Source organism: Staphylococcus arlettae (assembly GCF_002902345.1).
Taxonomy (GTDB): Bacteria; Bacillota; Bacilli; order Staphylococcales; family Staphylococcaceae; genus Staphylococcus; species Staphylococcus arlettae.
The window spans coordinates 1-17,521 of the sequence record NZ_PPQB01000013.1 but is presented as its reverse complement, the minus strand read 5'-3'; the positions used below and the strand labels follow the sequence as shown (position 1 = coordinate 17,521).

The 17,521-nt window shown below is 33.8% G+C and carries 13 protein-coding genes and 1 pseudogene; 11 read left to right on the top strand and 3 right to left on the bottom strand.

Annotated features, from left to right (window positions below; translation table 11 throughout):
- Positions 1-53: 53 nt before the first annotated feature.
- Complete coding sequence (locus tag CD036_RS07645) at positions 54-3,650, top strand: glucosaminidase domain-containing protein (protein WP_444547471.1); 3,597 nt, start codon at positions 54-56, stop codon at positions 3,648-3,650.
- An 83-nt stretch (positions 3,651-3,733) separates the two neighbouring features.
- On the opposite strand, the gene CD036_RS07640 is transcribed toward CD036_RS07645, so the two are convergent.
- Positions 3,734-4,875 (bottom strand): IS3 family transposase gene (locus CD036_RS07640; protein ID WP_103388145.1). Its coding sequence is split into 2 segments (ribosomal slippage): positions 3,734-4,605 and positions 4,605-4,875, totalling 1,143 coding nucleotides; the frame shifts between segments, so codons are not numbered across the junction.
- Between the two features lie 617 nt (positions 4,876-5,492).
- Between CD036_RS07640 and CD036_RS07635 the strand changes: the two genes are divergently transcribed.
- The 6 genes from CD036_RS07635 to rihC all read left to right on the top strand — a co-directional run bounded on the left by CD036_RS07635 (position 5,493) and on the right by rihC (position 11,142).
- Positions 5,493-5,810, top strand: a complete 318-nt coding sequence (locus CD036_RS07635) for an immunoglobulin-like domain-containing protein (protein ID WP_002510109.1) — start codon at positions 5,493-5,495, stop codon at positions 5,808-5,810.
- A gap of 263 nt (positions 5,811-6,073) precedes the next feature.
- On the top strand, positions 6,074-7,195 hold the full coding sequence (qoxA, locus tag CD036_RS07630; RefSeq protein ID WP_103388369.1) for a cytochrome aa3 quinol oxidase subunit II: 1,122 nt from the start codon (positions 6,074-6,076) through the stop codon (positions 7,193-7,195).
- Entirely contained in the window at positions 7,195-9,183 is a 1,989-nt protein-coding gene (qoxB, locus tag CD036_RS07625; RefSeq protein WP_103388368.1) for a cytochrome aa3 quinol oxidase subunit I, read from the top strand. The genes qoxA and qoxB overlap by 1 nt, the downstream gene beginning before the upstream one ends.
- The gene (gene qoxC / locus CD036_RS07620; protein WP_103388367.1) at positions 9,173-9,778 is read left to right on the top strand and encodes a cytochrome aa3 quinol oxidase subunit III; all 606 of its coding nucleotides are present in this window, start codon (positions 9,173-9,175) and stop codon (positions 9,776-9,778) included. The genes qoxB and qoxC overlap by 11 nt, the downstream gene beginning before the upstream one ends.
- A complete protein-coding gene (qoxD, locus tag CD036_RS07615; RefSeq protein WP_021459248.1) occupies positions 9,775-10,065 on the top strand; it encodes a cytochrome aa3 quinol oxidase subunit IV in 291 nt (96 codons plus the stop codon). The genes qoxC and qoxD overlap by 4 nt, the downstream gene beginning before the upstream one ends.
- 168 nt (positions 10,066-10,233) lie before the next feature.
- Entirely contained in the window at positions 10,234-11,142 is a 909-nt protein-coding gene (rihC, locus tag CD036_RS07610; protein ID WP_103388366.1) for a ribonucleoside hydrolase RihC, read from the top strand.
- Positions 11,143-11,217: 75 nt separating this feature from the next.
- Here the strand turns inward: rihC and CD036_RS07605 are convergent, their stop codons facing one another.
- Complete coding sequence (locus CD036_RS07605; RefSeq protein ID WP_103388371.1) at positions 11,218-12,351, bottom strand: serine hydrolase domain-containing protein; 1,134 nt, start codon at positions 12,349-12,351, stop codon at positions 11,218-11,220.
- A gap of 73 nt (positions 12,352-12,424) precedes the next feature.
- The gene (locus tag CD036_RS07600; protein WP_103388365.1) at positions 12,425-14,077 is read right to left on the bottom strand and encodes a phospho-sugar mutase; all 1,653 of its coding nucleotides are present in this window, start codon (positions 14,075-14,077) and stop codon (positions 12,425-12,427) included.
- 381 nt (positions 14,078-14,458) lie between these two features.
- Between CD036_RS07600 and CD036_RS07595 the strand changes: the two genes are divergently transcribed.
- The 4 genes and pseudogenes from CD036_RS07595 to CD036_RS07580 all read left to right on the top strand — a co-directional run.
- Complete coding sequence (locus CD036_RS07595; protein ID WP_103388364.1) at positions 14,459-15,781, top strand: LCP family protein; 1,323 nt, start codon at positions 14,459-14,461, stop codon at positions 15,779-15,781.
- A 17-nt stretch (positions 15,782-15,798) separates the two neighbouring features.
- The gene (locus CD036_RS07590) at positions 15,799-16,269 is read left to right on the top strand and encodes a DUF2538 family protein (protein ID WP_021459251.1); all 471 of its coding nucleotides are present in this window, start codon (positions 15,799-15,801) and stop codon (positions 16,267-16,269) included.
- 68 nt (positions 16,270-16,337) lie between these two features.
- Positions 16,338-16,760, top strand: a complete 423-nt coding sequence (locus CD036_RS07585; RefSeq protein ID WP_103388363.1) for a GNAT family N-acetyltransferase — start codon at positions 16,338-16,340, stop codon at positions 16,758-16,760.
- Between the two features lie 211 nt (positions 16,761-16,971).
- A pseudogene (locus CD036_RS07580) lies at positions 16,972-17,521 on the top strand (GW dipeptide domain-containing protein); the annotation flags it as partial.

Here is a 17,521-nt window from a genome sequence, read left to right as displayed (position 1 = left end):
CTGACGCTAAGTATGATGTTAATGCTCAAGCTGACGACCAAGCTAAAGATAATATGACTGAGAAAGCACAACAAGACACGGCTACTTCTGAAGACAGTGACGCACAAGTTAGTGCTCAAGATCAAGACAGTTCAGCTGAAGCTAGTCAACAAGATGCTGCTACTTCAAACACTGACTCTGACGCTGACGCTAAGTATGATGTTAATGCTCAAGCTGACGACCAAGCTAAAGATAATATGACTGACAAAGCACAACAAGATGATGCTACTTCTGATGACAATGACGCACAAGTTAGTGCTCAAGATCAAAACAGTTCAGCTGAAGCTAGTCAACAAGATGCTGCTGCTTCTGATGACAGTGACGCACAAACTAGCGCTCAAGATCAAAACAGTTCAGCTGAAGCTAGTCAACAAGATGATATTACATCAACTACTGGCTCTGACGTTAAGTATGATGTTAATACTCAAGCCGACGAGCAAGCTAAAGATAATACGACTGATAAAGCACAACAAGATAAAGCCGATAATGACGCAACAGCTCAAAATGAAACGACTAATGTTAGTGACGTACAAGCACAAAATTCAGATGAAACATCAGTAACAGATGGTCAATCCTCTGAAGACTTACCACAAGATGATCAAACACCAGTAGTAACTGCTACTCAAAATCGCAGTGTCCAAGATGATACTGATAAAACTACAGCTACTAATGAATCGGTAAACAATGATGTTGAAAGTAATACATTAACTACAGAAACTGCAAACGACGATGTTGAAAACAATACATTGACTACGGAAGCTACAAACGAACAACAAGTAGAACCTAGAACAATGCGTTTAGAATCAGCACCAAAAATGCGTAGTTTTGCTGCAACTTCTACATCAGATGATAATAATACTACTGTGAAACGTGAGGCTGGTGACTTACCTAAATACCAACCTACTGTAGATTCAAGCGTAAATGATTATATTAGAGAACAAAATTTCACTGCACCAAATTATGAATCAGATATAGCTGATTATTTACCACAATATGATTATCGTAATGGTGCTCCTGAAGGTATCGTCTTACATGATACAGCAAATGATAATTCAACTATTGAAGGCGAAATTAATTATATGAAAAACAATTATAATAACGCCTTTGTTCATGCTTATGTCGATGGTGACCGCATTATCGAAACTGCAAATACAGACTACTTATCTTGGGGCGGTGGTCCAGTAGCCAATGAAAGATATATCCAAGTAGAATTAGTTCACACGCATACACCAGAAGATTTCGCACGTTCAATGAACAATTACGCTGATTACGCAGCAACAAATCTACGTTATTACGGCTTATCACCTGACAGTGCTGAATATGATGGTCAAGGTACTGTATGGACACATAAAGCAGTTAGTAACTATTTAGGTGGAACAGATCATACCGATCCACATGATTACTTAGCTCGCAATAATTATAGCTATGATGAACTTTACGACTTAATCAATGAAAAGTATCTCATTCAAACTGGTCAAGTAGCTGATTGGGGAGAAAGTGGTTCAAGCGATTCAGGCGATACAAGTGAGAACGATGATAATACTAACGATACAGAAACACCTTCTACTAATGACGAATTAACAGTAAATGAATTAACAGATAAGCAAGGTACTGTGAAAGAAAATAACAATGGTGTATACACTTCTGTATATGATGAAAAAGGTGTTCAAAAATCATACGTCAATGGCACAACTTATGATTTAACGAAAGAAGCTAAATTAGGTGATAAATCATTCTATTTAATCGCTGATCAAAAATCAAAAGATAGTATCGGTTGGATGCAGACTGGTGACATCACAGTCAAACAAGATGAAAATACTACAACTGACAAGTTAACAGTAAGTGAATTAGAAAATACACGTGGTACTGTGAAGGAAAATAACAATGGTGTGTACACTTCTGTATATGACAAACAAGGTGTTCAAAAATCATATGTTAATGGCACAACATACGACCTAACTAAAAAAGCAGACTATGGTGATAAATCATTCTATTTAATTACTGATCAAAAATCAAAAGATAATCTCGGTTGGATGCAAACTGGTGATATTGTAATACAGCAAAGTGCAACTAAAGAAGCAACAACAGAAGCAACTAAAGAAACAACACCAAGAACAGCCAACACAAATACGCAAAATACTGCGACACAAACAGCAACTAAAAATGTTAAACAACTGGGTCAATTTACTACAGAAAAACCTGAAATTAAAACATCTGTAAATGGTAATACAGCGTTAAATAGTACAAAATATGCTAATAAAACATTTACAGTTGGTAAACAACGTACTCAAGGTGATAACACGTATGTCTTGATTCAAAATAATAAAGACAATACGCCTATTGGCTGGGTGAATTCAAAAGATATTAATACACGTAATTTAAGCCAATCTGCAGCAAAAAGTGGTAATTACACAGTTAAACCAACAAATAATGGTCTATATGCTGTTCCGTGGGGTTCAAAAGCTCAAAAATTAGATGATTTAAATAATTTACAACAAAATGATTTTAAAGCATCTAAATCGTTACATGTAGATAAAGACGAATATGTTTATGGTATTGTCAATAATAAAACTGGTTGGATTGCTGCTAACGACTTAAATGCAAAACACCACCCTACTGCTACTAATGAAGCAAGTAATAAAGATGATAATACTAATGCTTCAGATGATGCAGTTGAGAGTCGCTATGATTATGTTATTTACAACAAAGACGGTTATTACTATAACGATCCATACGGTAAAGCAAGTGGCTCATTAAGTGATTACAATGAAGGCATTTTTACAAGCTATAAAAAATTAGTAATTGATGGTGTTACTTGGTACTACGGTAAATTAGCTAATGGCGAAATGGTATGGATTAAGGAAACTGATTTACGTAAAGAGCTTATTAAGTATTACAGCACAGGCCAAACTTTAGATGAAGCTGCTTTAGCTCAATATAATCTTAAATTCAAACCTCAAGTACAACACACACCAGGTGAATGGGAAGATGCAAATCTAGGTGAAATCAAATATGCTATGGATTCTAGCCGTATTGCCAATGATGAGACACAAAAATATCAATTTTTACGTCTAGACAAATCACAAAATATTGATGCGAACCGTATAAATGAATTACTTGATGGTAAAGGCATCTTAGAAGGTCAAGGTGAAGCGTTTAGTGAAGCTGCTAAAACTTACAATATCAACGAAGTATATTTAGTATCACATGCGTTACTTGAAACTGGAAACGGAACTTCTGAGCTTGCAAATGGCGGTGACGTTGTTGATGATGAAGTTACAACTGATGGACCAAACAAATATTATAATATGTTTGGCATTGGTGCTGTAGATCATGACGCTGTCAAACAAGGATTTACACGTGCCAAAGAAGAAGGTTGGGATACAGTTAAGAAAGCCATTGTCGGTGGTGCTAAATTCATTGCTAACTCATATATCAACCAAGGTCAAAACACATTATATAAAATGCGTTGGAACCCAGAAAATCCAGGCGATCATCAATATGCCACTGATATTTCATGGGCAGAAAAAAATGCAACTCGTATTAAAAACTTCTATGACACTATGGGTGAAGTCGGCAAATATTTTGACGTAAACACTTACACAAAATAAAGTAAATACTAATAACGTAGACAAACTTTAGGTGATAGAGGCGCTGAACCCTTAGAATGAGAACTTAATAAAAACACTATGTTCTAGGCTGCTAATTCCCTATATTTTCTAGGGGATAAGTAGCCTAGTTTTTGTTGAATTCGATTATTATTATAGTTTTTAATGTAATTTTCGACAATATCTATTACAATTTGGTTAGAGCTATTGAGCTCATTGTTTATGTAGAAAGTTTCACACTTTAGCGAGGAATGGAAACTTTCTATCGGGGCGTTATCAGCTGGTGTTCCCTTTCGGGACATACTTCTGATAATGCCTTTTTCTTCGCATAATTGATAGTAAGCATAGGATGTATAAACACTGCCTTGGTCACTATGTAGTATGCAATTCTCAGGTATATCTATTTGATTCAATGTATCATTTACTAAGCTTTGACCCTGTTTGTTATCTATTTTATACGCCACAATTTCTCCGTTATAAACATCCATAGTTGAAGATAAATACAACATAGAGTTACCGAAAGGTAAATAAGTAATATCAGTTGTTAATACTTCCATTGGTTGGTTAGCTTTAAACTGTCTTTGTAATAAATTATCTGTTCTATAATAAGGTTTACCCATTTTTTTGGATTTTTTAGGTCTAACTCGGCAGTTCAGATTATACCCTCGCATGATTCTCTGAACTCTTTTATGATTAATTGATGCTGAATACAATTGATTAATCAATGCTGTAATTTTGCGATAACCGTAGGTGAAATTATTTTCTTCACATAATTCAATAACCTTTTGAGTCACTTTATCTTTTTCCTTGTCCTTATGTTTCCATCTATAGTATGTCGATTGAGGTATTTCTAAAACATCGAGTATCATTTTGATTGAATACTTATGCTTGAATTGATCAACTAATTCTACAATTATTTTGGATACCACTTCCTTTCTAACTCCTTGTACTTTTTTAAAATATCTATTTCAATATCTTTTTTCTTATTATCTAACTTTAATTGTTCTACTTCTGATAATTCTTTCACGCCTTTACCGTAAGTATATTGCTTGCCTCTTTGTTGATAAAATCTATAAGTTTCACCATTTCGATACCATCGCCACCAAGTTTTTACCTGTGTGCTATTTTTGATATTTAATGCTTCCATAATTTCTTTTACAGTATATCCAGCTTCTTTCATTTCAATCGTTTTATATTTTGTTTCTATTGAATAAGACATTATTTTCATAGAAAAAACACCTCCGTATGATTCATTTTAAATGAATTCAACGAAAGTGTTTTTATTTTATTCCCACTAATTGGTGTCAGTTCATAGTTCTCCTAAGGCTTGTTTATTTTTATCTATGGGGTATTTTTCACATTATATTATTGGCAGTGAATAGTGCCGACCCTTCGGTAATTGCACTCGCCGAAGACTACAGGCTGAGGCAGTGCCCGCAAAAAGCGTGCACAAAAAACTGCCAACAAAGTCGATAGTTTGTTGACACTCTGAAACAAAATTAATGTCCTCTTAGTTTTTTCAATACGTTTAACAGAAACAACTACTTAAATTCTGCTTTTTACTATTATATTGCACAAATGATATTTAATATAACCCCCGCCCTTCACATTTTAATTATTTTTACTATTGATATGTATATTAACTTCAAAAATCACTTAATTGCACATGTCACAGCTAATAAAATACCATTGTTATGTTTTCATATTTACTAAATTTTAACGTTAACTTACAGTTAAATTTAAAATTTTTCGCTATATTAGGACTATAGTACGATGTTCAAAACGAGTAACTGCGTTATATTATGTTTAACTTGCAACAACTTATTTTCATACGGAGGTAGCGTTATGAATAAATTATTACAATCTTTATCAGCTATAGGAGTGTCAGCCACACTAGTGACACCTAATTTAAGTGCAGAAGCAACTGAAAATACTATTCCTGAAATTAAAGGTGCAACGGACACAATTGTTGAAAAAGGTAACGACTACAATGTGTTAAAAGGTATTCGTGCTTATGATAAAGAAGATGGTGATCTTACAGACAAAATTACTGTAAACGGACATGTAGATACAAATAAATCAGGAAAGTACAAAATTGAATATCAAGTAGAAGATTCTAATGGAGCAGTAGATAAATCAACACGTTACATTGAAGTAAAATAATATACATAACTATGTTTAACCACCCCTAATTGATAACAGTTATCACTATTGACCACTATATTTTTTAAATATGTCTAATTATGACACTTTTCACAAAATGTACACATAATTTTAACAAATCTTTCAACCCCCACCAGACGTTGTTTCTGTTGGGGTTGTTTTAATTTTACAATTTTTTTTTTGCTACAAACACTTGTAAATATCGCGTAATATCTTAAAATTGATGTTAAGCCCTACAATTGTAGTATTAGGAGGTCAAAAAAGTGTCAAAATTTAAGTCTTTGCTTCTACTCTTTGGCTCACTAATTTTACTTAGTGGTTGTTCAAACGTAGAAGTTTTAAACCCAAAAGGGCCAATGGCAAGTGATTCGAAGTTCTTGATTATCTATTCAATCATCTTCATGCTTGTTATTATGGCGGTAGTACTCATCATGTTCGCTTATTTCTTATTTAAATACCGCTTAAGAAATAATGATGAGTCAGGAAAAATGCATCACAATTCATTAATAGAGTTTATTTGGTTCGTTATTCCAGTCATCATTGTTATTGCATTAGCAATTCCAACGGTCAAATCGCTTTATCAATATGAAGCAAAACCAGAGAAAAAGGATGACCCAATAGTTATTTATGCAACTAGTGCCGGTTATAAATGGTTCTTCAGTTATCCTGAAGAAAAAATCGAAACAGTTAATCATTTAACTATTCCGAAAGATCGTCCTGTTGTCTTCAAACTTCAATCAATGGATATGATGACAAGTTTCTGGATTCCACAACTTGGTGGTCAGAAATATGCAATGACTGGCATGACAATGGATTGGACAATGACTGCAAGTGAAACAGGTACGTTCCGTGGACGTAACTCAAACTTCAATGGTGAAGGTTTCGCACGTCAAGTATTTGATGTTCATTCTGTAAGCCAATCAGACTTCAAGGATTGGGTTAAAGATGCTCAAAGTAAAAAAGTATTAGATCAAGATACTTTTGATAAGCAACTTTTACCTACTACTGAAAACAAAGAACTTACTTTCAGTGGTACTCATATGGCATTTGTCGATCCAGCAGCTGATCCTGAGTATATCTTCTATGCTTACGATCGCTATAATTACGTTCAAAAAGATCCAAACTTCAATTCTAAAGAAGAACTTACAGAAGATATTTTAGATGAACCGGATCAACCGAAACGTAAACCACAAATCTCAAATGCAAACTATGAGCGTCATGGAATGAAAGCCATGATCTTAGGTAACGACGAGCCATATAATAATGAGTTCAAGGAAGAAGAATCTCATAATATGGATGAAATGGAAAAACTCAGCGAAGGAAGTAAAGATAATAAAGCTTCTGAGCTAGAGAAAAATGACCAGGAACATGGAGGTGGACATTAATGAATTTTCCATGGGATCAATTACTGGTACAAGGTAACTGGATGATAACAATGGGACAAATCGGTGCCCCATTCATGGTTATCGGTGTAATTGCAGTAATCACATATTTTAAATTGTGGAAATATCTATATAGAGAATGGTTCACATCTATCGACCATAAAAAGATTGGTGCGATGTACTTAATCTGTGCCGTATTAATGTTTATTCGTGGTGGTATCGATGCGTTATTAATGCGTACTCAATTAGCAATTCCAGATAACAAATTCTTGGAATCAAACCACTATAACGAAATCTTTAGTACACACGGCGTAATCATGATTATTTTCATGGCAATGCCTTTCATTTTCGGATTATGGAATGTGATCGTACCATTACAAATTGGTGCACGCGATGTTGCATTCCCTATTCTTAACAACGTAAGTTTTTGGCTATTCTTCTCAGGTATGTTGTTATTCAACCTTTCATTTATCGTAGGTGGATCACCTGCAGCAGGTTGGACTAACTACGCACCATTAGCTGGAGAATTTAGTCCAGGTCCAGGCGTCAATTATTACTTAATTGCAATTCAAATTTCAGGTATTGGTACATTAATGACAGGTATTAACTTCTTCGTTACTATCCTCAGATGTAAAACACCTACAATGAAATTTATGGAAATGCCTATGTTCACTGTGACTACATTTATCACAGCTCTTATTGTAATTTTGGCATTCCCTGTACTAACAGTTGCGTTAGCGCTATTCACAACTGATAGAATCTTTGACACGGCATTCTTCACAGTTGCGGATGGTGGTATGCCAATGCTTTGGGCAAACTTCTTCTGGGTATGGGGGCACCCTGAGGTATATATTGTTATTTTGCCAGCATTCGGTATTTATTCAGAAATTATACCTACTTTTGCACGTAAACGATTATTTGGACATCAAAGTATGGTTTGGGCAACAGCAGGTATTGCATTCTTAAGTTTCTTAGTTTGGGTTCACCATTTCTTCACAATGGGTAATGGTGCCTTAATCAACGCATTCTTCTCAATCACAACGATGTTGATTGGTATACCGACCGGGGTTAAATTATTTAACTGGTTGTTCACATTGTACCAAGGTCGAATTACATTTGAATCACCGATGTTATTCGCCCTAGCGTTTATTCCTAACTTCTTATTAGGAGGAGTTACTGGTGTCATGTTAGCGATGGCAGCTGCTGACTACCAATATCACAATACGTATTTCTTAGTGGCACACTTCCACTATACGTTAGTTGCTGGTGTTGTGTTCGCCTGTCTCGGTGCACTGATATTCTGGTATCCTAAGATGGTTGGTTATAAATTGAACGAAACATTAAATAAATGGTGTTTCTGGTTCTTTATGATTGGCTTTAACGTATGTTTCATACCACAATTCGTACTTGGTTTAGATGGTATGCCACGTCGTTTATACACTTATATGCCAGAAGATGGTTGGTGGATGTTAAACTTAATCTCAACTATCGGTGCAGTACTTATGGCAATTGGTTTCGCTTTCTTAGTAGTAAGTATTGTTTACAGTCACTTCACTTCTCCAAGAGAAGCAACTGGTGATAACTGGAATGGTTTAGGACGTACTTTAGAATGGGCTACAGCTTCTGCTATGCCTCCTAAATATAACTTTGCAATCACTCCAGACTGGAATGACTACGACACATTTGTAAACATGAAAGAACATGGTCGCCATTATTTAGACAACCATAATTACTCAGAAATCCATATGCCAAACAATACACCTGTTGGTTTCTGGATGGGTATCTTCTTTACAATTGGCGGATTCTTCTTAGTCTTTGAAACAATATTACCAGCGATTTTATGTTTAATCGGTATCTTCGGTACTATGATTTATAGAAGTTTCCAAATCGATCACGGTTATCATATTCCTGTTTCTGAAGTAGAAGAAACAGAAGCTAGACTACGTGAAGCACGTAAAAAAGAAAGGGAGGCTGTAAGTCATGAGTCATGATGTAAATACAATTGATGCACGTTCGCATGAAGGTAATTTAAATAAACTTGGCTTTTGGATTTTCCTTACAGCTGAATTTTCACTTTTTGGTACGTTATTTGCAGCGTTATTAACATTGCAACATGGTGGCGACTACGCTGGTAAAATGACTACTGAATTGTTTGAATTACCATTAGTATTAATAATGACTTTTGCGTTATTAATCAGCTCATATACTTGTGGTATTGCCATTTACTATATGAGAAAAGAGAAACAAAAATTAATGATGATTTGGATGATTATCACTGTATTGCTAGGTGCAATCTTCGTAGGTTTTGAAATTTATGAGTTCGCACACTATGCACATGAAGGTGTTAATCCTACAATCGGTTCTTATTGGTCAAGTTTCTTTATTTTATTAGGTACGCACGGTGCCCACGTTTCACTAGGTATCGTCTGGATTATTTGTTTATTAATTCAAATAGGTATGCGTGGCTTAAATGAAGATAATGCACCTAAATTATTTATAGTTAGTTTATACTGGCACTTCTTAGATGTTGTATGGATCTTCATCTTTACTGCCGTATATATGATAGGGATGGTGTTTAGTGGATGAATACAATAGTTAAGCATACAGTAGGCTTTATCGCCTCAATCGTTTTGACCATATTAGCAGTTTTCGTGACACTTTACACATCAATGACTTTAAATGCAAAGATTACAATTATATTTGGCTTTGCTTTTATTCAAGCAGCAGTGCAGTTACTAATGTTCATGCATTTAACTGAAGGTAAAGACGGTAATCTTCAAGGTTTCAAAGTAATCTTCGCGATTATTATCACTTTAATTACTGTTATTGGTACTTACTGGGTAATGCAAGGTGGACATTCAAGTCACTTATAAGTGTCAAAAAAGACTTCTCTTCGGAGAAGTCTTTTTTTTATCTAATTATTACTTGTCTCCCCCTATTATTATGAGCAATTGCCATTATTGTAATGGCTTGTATTAGTAATTTTACGTTAGTCCCTATTATAATGGTAATAGGTTTAAATTTGGAACGGAGGTTTAATTATGAAGCACCCTATTATTATAGATACTGACCCTGGCATTGATGATGCAGCAGCTATCAGTATTGCACTAAATCATCCTGATTTGGATGTTAAAATGTTGACCACTGTAAATGGGAATGTAGGCATTGAAAAAACAACAGCAAATGCATTGAAACTTACACAATTTTTTAATAGTAATGTTTCCGTACATCGAGGTGCATCACATCCTTTACTGTCTGACATATTCAGTGCCAGTAGTGTCCACGGCGAATCTGGAATGGATGGTTACGAGTTCCCAGAAGTAGACGCATCAACACTGTCTTCTCATAATGCAGTTGCAGCAATGTATGACCTACTTATCAATAGTAAAGAACCCATCACACTCATTCCGATTGGACCATTAACCAATATTGCTTTGTTATTAACTACATATCCCGAAGTAAAAACACAGATTAATGAAATTATTTTAATGGGAGGTAGTGCTGGCCGTGGCAATGTCACTCCATTAGCAGAATTTAATATTTATTGCGACCCTGAAGCTGCTCATATTGTGTTTAATTCAGGATTACCTTTGACGATGGTCGGTTTAGATGTAGCACGTAGTTCGACTTTAATACATGCCAAATTAGAGAAACTGAAAAGTTTAAATGATACAGGACGTATGTTGCATCAATTATTTTCACATTATCGTGGAGATGATTTTGAATATGGTATTAACATTTATGATGCATATACCATTTTATATTTATTACATCCTGAACTTTTTCAAATTGTAGAAGCTCGCGTAGATATCGAAACAACTGGGGAATTAACTAGAGGGGCTACTGTTACAGATTTAAAATCTGCATATCCTAATTGCACTGTCGTTATGGGGATTGAAACAGACATTTTCGAAAAAATCTTCTTTGACGCTTTAACATATTGTAAGTAAAACTCACACAATCTCATAATGGTATCTGCTCATTCAGATAATATTTTAAGGCTGGAATAACATTATTCTAGCCTTTTAGTATGTCTTTCCTGTTTTATTATAATTGTGATTTTCCTGTTTTAAGTAATGCTTAAAAATATGTTTTAACATTGACTCATTAGTCAAATGGGGTTGTTCATAATTTGTACCCATGACAATGATATAGCGATCGTTAAAATATACTGTAAACACTTGGCCATAAAAACCGCCATTGATGCGATTTTTATCAGGGAAACTATAATAACCAAATCTATATGCTTTAGGATATCGAGAAGTCATGCTTTCTTTAATAAATGGTAATGTTTCAACAGCAGAAAATATTTTATTGTGTTGTAAATTTAAAATGAGCTGCGCCATATCATATGGAGCCATAAATAAATTACCTGCACCATAATATTGGTTTAGAAAGCGCGGTTGTTGTTTCACTGGTTTTTGATTAACTTGTTTATATCCGATTGCCATATTGTGTGCTAAATTATGATCATTGTAAAAAGCTGTAAATTTTAAATCATTTGGTTGCATTATCATTTGTTTAAATGCTTGTTCGTATGATTGGTGAGTAATCACCTCAATCAAATGTGCTAATACAATATAATTACCATCATTGTATTGTGGCTTTTTATAGAGTTTAGGATTAATACCTCTACGTTGTATTGCCTGTGTAGCTTCTTGAATTGACGTAACATGTTCAGAGGGCTGATATTTAAACAAACCACTTTGATGTAACATTAAATCATTGCTGTTTAATGGATAAATGGTTTGAAACCATGGTATATATTGTGTCAGCGAAGCCTCCATATTAATTTGCTTTGCAATAGCTAACTGTTTTAACATTAGCCCTGTTAAAAATTTTTGACTTGACCCGATTAAATACATCGTATTAGCGTCATTAGGTTGTAATGTATCAAAATTTTTCATACCATAGCCTTTATTTAATTTTAACTCTCCCTCTTGCATAATCGTAATGGTGCCATTGAAGTTTACTGATTCTAAATAGTCATTAATTTGTGTATACACTTTATTAGTTGTATCCATTGTCGTGTTTATACGCACTACTTTATTTGTTTTTCTAGTGGTGTTATGGCTGTTGGTCGGTATTGTTTTCTTTGTAGCTTCATTGAAAAGGTACTTATATAGATAAGTACCTCCCAAAGTTAATACTACCAACATCACAAAAGTTGTTAATCCAATAAGTAGTTTATGTTGTTTTATTTTCTTTTACCTTCCTTGTAACTTTGTACTATCAATCTACATATTTAGCTATAAATTGATCCTCAATTGCTGTAATGTTGTCGACATTTAAAGAAAAATAAAGTTTAATTTTAGGTTCTGTACCTGACGGTCTCAGCGCAATAAAACCTTCATCAAAAATAAATCTTAGTAAATTTGTTTTAGGTAAAGACAGGCTTTGTACCGACTGTTCCATTATATTTGTTACTATACCTTGTTGATAATCTTCAACACGTTTAACTGTTAATCCGCACATCTCAGTTGGTAAAGTTGTATCTGTTCTAAATTGATTCATAATAGCATTGATTTTGTTAACCCCTGCTGCTCCCTCATAACTTAATGCCACTGTCTTATCTTTGAATTGTCCAATATTTTGATAAATATCATTAATTACATTGTTAAATGTCAGTCCATTTTGTGCTAATAAATTTTTATATTTAATAATTAATGGCACAATTTGAATAGCATCTTTATCACGAGAAATAGATTCAGCTAAATAACCATGACTCTCTTCAAAGGCTAGCAATAATTTTTCTTCTTCCGCATCTTTTTCTTCCAATAATTCTGAAATGTATTTAAAACCAGTTAACACATTATTAATTTCGACATCGAGTAACTGTCCTAGTCTTTCAGCTAATTCACTCGTGACAATTGATTTAACTATATATAATGGTTGATTTGAATCAGCGAGATCTTGAAATCTTAATTTCATTAACATTAAACCTATCTCATTACCATTGAAATAACGGTATGAACCATCTTCATAAACTTCAACAATGCCCAGTCGGTCAGCGTCAGGATCAGTAGCAATAACTAAATTTGCATTGCTTTCTTGTGCTAAGCTAATTCCCCTTTCAAAAGCCTCAACTTCTTCGGGATTGGCACTTTTTACAGTCGGAAATCCGCCATCTGGTTGCGATTGTTCTTTTTCAATAAAGTAATTTGTATAGTCTAATCCAGTCAAAATATTTTCTAAAATAGGTAAACTTGTACCATGTAAACTTGTTAATACTACTTTTTCATTATTATATTCTATTTTATCTATCAACTTTGTGACAGCTTCAATATAACTTTCAGTTACTGTATCATCTAAATACTGTATCTTTTGATTTGCTTTAAGTTCTGAAAAATCTGGTTTAGTTAGCTCTAGCGGCTTATCAATAGCATCTATATAACTGCTCAATGTTGTCGATTCCTCAGGTAATAATTGTCCTCCGGCATCATTATAAACCTTAATGCCATTATAATTTTTAGGATTATGACTAGCTGTTATCATAACACCGGCAGTAGCATTTAAATGTCTAACTGCAAATGATAATTCAGGTGTAGACTTATAACTCGCTGCCAATATGACTTGTACACCATTAGCTGCTAAAATACCTGCCATTTCTTCAGAAAATTCTTTTGACAAATATCGAGTATCAAAATGAATAACCACTGATGGTGTTGCATGTTGTGCAGTCAAGAATTGTGCTAGCCCTAGTGCTACTTTACGTACAGTAAAAGCATTCAATTTTCCTGGACCTATACCAAATGTACTCCTGATGCCTGCAGTTCCAAATGATAGTGTACTATTAAAACCATATTCAACTTCCTCTTCCGATTGCGTTTCATAAAATGGTTTTACTAAACTTTCATCTAACTTCTCAATCCATTGTTGTTTCATTAGTATAATTCCTCCTGCGCCGCGTTTATATTTTAACTTCCTTTGAATATATATCTACTTTCCACACTACTGAAAACATTAAACAGTATAGCTAAAAATTCCTACCAAAGTTTTAGCGAATGAGTAATGACGTTACACATATTAATTATAGCTGAAATTCATGAAAAAAGTATAGTCAATGGTGCTCAAGTAATGATCATATTTCACTATGCAATGCGCACACTTTAATGAAACATAGTTGATATTTTTCTCTCAAAGTAATAAAATATTACCTTATAGTACATTTTAATATTTACATTTTTTTAATACAATTTACAATCGCAACATTTTTTATTAACATCTATATTTGTACAAATTATAAAATAAAGTGGGAGAAAAATAATGAATAAACTTTTTAAATACCTTTTGATTCTACTTTCATTAGGACTTGTCGTTATTCCAGTTATTTATACTATTATGTTATTTAAAGCCTCTCAAGGCGCTATTGACGATTCATTTAATGGCAGTGACTCAAACCGTAAATCTAATTTACGAGATTCCAAAGTCAATCCATCAAAAGATCCAGTATCGATCTTATTTTTGGGTATCGATGAGAATGAACAACGTAAAAAAAATGGCCAAAGCGCATCCAAATCTCGTACGGATGCCATGATTTTTTCAACTTTAAATCCAGATACTCAACAACTAAGAATGTTAAGTATCCCACGTGATACAATAAGCTATATTCCAAAAGTAGGATATTATGATAAAATTACACATGCTCATGCTTTTGGTGGTCCTATTGCGTCAATGGACGCAGTTGAAGGTACTTTAAATGTACCTGTAGACTATTATGTACGAATTAATATGCTTGCGTTTGTTGACGCGGTCAATGAACTTGATGGTATTTATTACGATGTGCCATACAATTTAAGTGAACCAAACACAAACGATACAGGTAAAATAAAAGTTAAAAAAGGTTATCAAAAATTAAATGGTGATGAAGCATTAGCTGTTGCACGTACACGTCACAATGACTCCGATTTAAAACGTGGTCAAAGACAAATGGAATTAATAAAACTACTTATTGCCAAAGCACAAAAGCAAAATTCTTTCAGTAAACTTGACGACGTCATTAAAATCGTCGGCAACAACTCAAAACATAATTTAAGTTCGGATGAAGTTAAATCATTAGCTACAACATACCTAAAAAGTAATTTAGATATTGAAACAACTCAACTTGAAGGTGAAGATGATTACTTAAACAACGTCTATTATTATAATCCTGACATAAACAGCATTATGAAAACATCGAATTTGTTGAGAAAAGATTTAGATTTACCTAAAATTGAAGATGCAGACAAGTTCTTAAATCAACGAGTGACTGATTTTTATGGTACACTCGTACCACAAACTGAAATTGATCAAAGTTTATTAAGAAAAAATCAACAAGATTCATCACAAAGTGAAGATGAATCAAACGATGAGTCAAATACAAATCAACAACAAAATGATACTCAAAACATGGATCCAAATATGCAACAAGATGATAGTCAAAACTCCGATCAGAATATGCAACAGGATAATAGTCAAAATATGGATCCAAACATGCAACAAAATGGCAATAACCAATCAGGACAATCAAATGAAACTCAAAATAATGATCAAATGGCACCTTCCGCTGATACGAACCAATCAAACCAAATGCCTACTGGTCAGTATTAAAGAAAGGAGCACATAATATGTCACGCAAAACATATGATAAACTGGCCCACATCAATGGGATGTTTAATATGTTAGAACAACAGATTATTCATAGTAAAGATATGGCATTGTTTAGAAATGAATTCTTTTATGTTAATCATGCGCATAGAGAAAATTATGAAGCTTTACGCCTCTATTATAAAGAGAGTGATGCAAATCCTGTTGTCGATGGTGCTTGTTACATTGTTGCTTTACCTGAAATATTTGATAAAGTGGATGTATTCGAATCTGAATTACCTTTCACTTGGGTCTATGACCAAAACGGTATAACTGAAACAATGAAACAAATCAGTGTCCCTATTCAATATCTAATAGCAGCAGCTTTAGAAGTTACAGACGTTAATCTGTTTAAACCTTCTGGTTTTACTATGGGCATGAATAATTGGAACATTGCACAAATGCGTATATTTTGGCAATATAGTGCTATAGTACGTAAAGAAGCACAATAAATGTATGATTACTACCCTATCTTAGTTTAGCTTTGATAGGGTTTTATTTATAAGAAATGAGGGATACTATGTTCAAAATAATAACAACAGAAGCAGAAAAACAAGATGCTTTTGATATTAGAAAGAAAGTTTTTGTAAAAGAACAAGGCGTACCAGTCGAAAATGAATTAGATGATTATGACGCAATTGCAACACATATTATTGGCTATAATGACAATCAACAGCCTTTTGCTACTGCACGCTTCAGACAATATGAACAAGGTGTAAAAATCGAAAGAGTAGCCATTCATCCTGCATTTAGAAAATCTGGTTATGGAAAAAAATTAATGCAATTCGTCGAAAAATCAGCCGCACAACAAGGTTACACAAAACTTATTTTAAATGCGCAACTACACGCGAAGTTATTTTACTCATCTTTGGGGTATAACAGTGTCGGAGACATTTTTTATGAGGAAGAAATAAAACATGTCAAAATGGTCAAATCAATATAATAGCGCAATACTAATTATTATTACTATTCTATGCAACCATTGTAATAATTATTATATGTAATTAACATAAATCTATTGTAATTACGCGTTTTCATAGAAGTTTACAATATTATTGCACATTACTATTATATTACAAATTAATGAAAAATGACCTTCTAAGACTTTTGACGTATTATAATGAAAACAAATTTATACATAAAGGAGTAGTTTCATGCAAAAGAAAAAGTTTAATTATAAAGCACCTTCTATTATTGCTCTGACACTTGCAGGAACAGCTTTAACTACACATCACGCTCAAGCTTCTGAGAAAACACAGGATCAAACTACAAATAAAAATATTTTAGATGACAACAGCACAGTTAAACAAGCTGAGCAGACAAAGTCAGAAGTAAGTAACCCTACGACAAACGTTTCGGGAACACAAGCTTATAAAGACCCATCTGTTGTAGAAGAAACTCAAAATGAAGCAACTTCCACTTACGATGCCAAATTAGACGAGTTAACAAATGAAGATTCGGCACAAAATAATGAAGCAACTACAGAGCAACAAGTTGACAACACAGATACAGCGAATACTGATAACGATGGTTCATCAGCGAACAGTGCACAATCAACTGATACTCAAAATGACGATCAAGCTAGTGCTCAAGATCAAAACAGTTCAGCTGAAGTTAGACAACAAGATGATGCTGCTTCAAATACTGACTCTGACGCTAAGTATGATGTTAATGCTCAAGCTGACGACCAAGCTAAAGATAATA

Coding starts and splice junctions, on each gene's coding strand:
- CD036_RS07645 (WP_444547471.1), top strand. CDS start 54: ATGACTGAGAAAGCACAACAAGACACGGCTACTTCTGAAGACAGTGAC.
- CD036_RS07635 (WP_002510109.1), top strand. CDS start 5,493: ATGAATAAATTATTACAATCTTTATCAGCTATAGGAGTGTCAGCCACA.
- qoxB (WP_103388368.1), top strand. CDS start 7,195: ATGAATTTTCCATGGGATCAATTACTGGTACAAGGTAACTGGATGATA.
- qoxC (WP_103388367.1), top strand. CDS start 9,173: ATGAGTCATGATGTAAATACAATTGATGCACGTTCGCATGAAGGTAAT.
- qoxD (WP_021459248.1), top strand. CDS start 9,775: ATGAATACAATAGTTAAGCATACAGTAGGCTTTATCGCCTCAATCGTT.
- rihC (WP_103388366.1), top strand. CDS start 10,234: ATGAAGCACCCTATTATTATAGATACTGACCCTGGCATTGATGATGCA.
- CD036_RS07605 (WP_103388371.1), bottom strand. CDS start 12,351: ATGTTGGTAGTATTAACTTTGGGAGGTACTTATCTATATAAGTACCTT.
- CD036_RS07600 (WP_103388365.1), bottom strand. CDS start 14,077: ATGAAACAACAATGGATTGAGAAGTTAGATGAAAGTTTAGTAAAACCA.
- CD036_RS07595 (WP_103388364.1), top strand. CDS start 14,459: ATGAATAAACTTTTTAAATACCTTTTGATTCTACTTTCATTAGGACTT.
- CD036_RS07590 (WP_021459251.1), top strand. CDS start 15,799: ATGTCACGCAAAACATATGATAAACTGGCCCACATCAATGGGATGTTT.
- CD036_RS07585 (WP_103388363.1), top strand. CDS start 16,338: ATGTTCAAAATAATAACAACAGAAGCAGAAAAACAAGATGCTTTTGAT.